This is a genomic window from Nocardia sp. JMUB6875 (genome assembly GCF_041154655.1).
In the GTDB taxonomy this organism is placed as follows: Bacteria; Actinomycetota; Actinomycetes; order Mycobacteriales; family Mycobacteriaceae; genus Nocardia.
Genome location: NZ_BAAFGR010000411.1, coordinates 1 through 800 on the forward strand (window position 1 = coordinate 1; position 800 = coordinate 800).

General features: G+C 69.5%; 1 protein-coding gene. It reads left to right on the forward strand.

Translation table 11 applies throughout. The annotated features are described in order from the left end of the window. Window positions 1-55 precede the first annotated feature (55 nt). Window positions 56-800: AMP-binding protein (locus tag ACAM49_RS40310; RefSeq protein WP_369640761.1), on the forward strand; the 745-nt coding region annotated here is incomplete at its 3' end.

The following is an 800-nucleotide window of genomic DNA, read 5'->3' on the forward strand; positions in this document are numbered from 1 at the left end:
GCTCGGGGCGGCGCTGTTGGCAGGCGGGGTCGGGCGGGGCGACAAGTGTGTGATCATGGCGCGCAACGACATCGAGTTCCTCGAGGTGTCGGTCGGGATCGCTTCGGCCGGCGCCAATCCGCTGCCAATCAATACCCGGTGGACGGCCGCCGAAGTGGCGCATGTGCTTACCGATGCGAATGTGCGAATCATCTTCGCGCACACCGGGTTCGTGCCCGTGGTCGAGGATGCCCGGGACATCGCGGGTAGTGACGCCCGCGTCGTCGAGATCGCCATGCCCGCCGAGCTGCTCGCCGAGGGCGGTTGGGATCCGGGGCTGGCCGAACCCACCGGCCGTCACGAACTGCTCGAGGAACTGATCGCCGCGCACCCGGACCCGGTCGGGCACATCGAGGGTGCGGTCGCCGACAGCATGGGTGTCATCTACACCTCGGGCACCACCGGCAAGCCCAAAGGCGTTGCGCGCGAGAAGATGACGCCGCAACAGCTGCTCAGCATCGCGGGCGCGACCGCGCAGCGGGCGGGACTGGCGCCCGGGGTGCCGATGCTGGTGGCGGGGCCGCTGTATCACACCAGCCCGAACGCGCTGGCCGTACTGGGCCTGCGCATGGGCGCGAATCTCGTGATCATGCCCCGCTGGGACGCGCGCAAGTTCCCCCAGCTGGTCGACACGCATCGCATCCAGCAGGTGAAGATCGTGCCCACCATGGTCTCCCGCATCCTCAGCGTGCCCGCCGAGGAGCGCGCCGCCTACGACCTGTCGAGCCTGACCCACGTCATCCACTCCGCCGCCCCCTGCC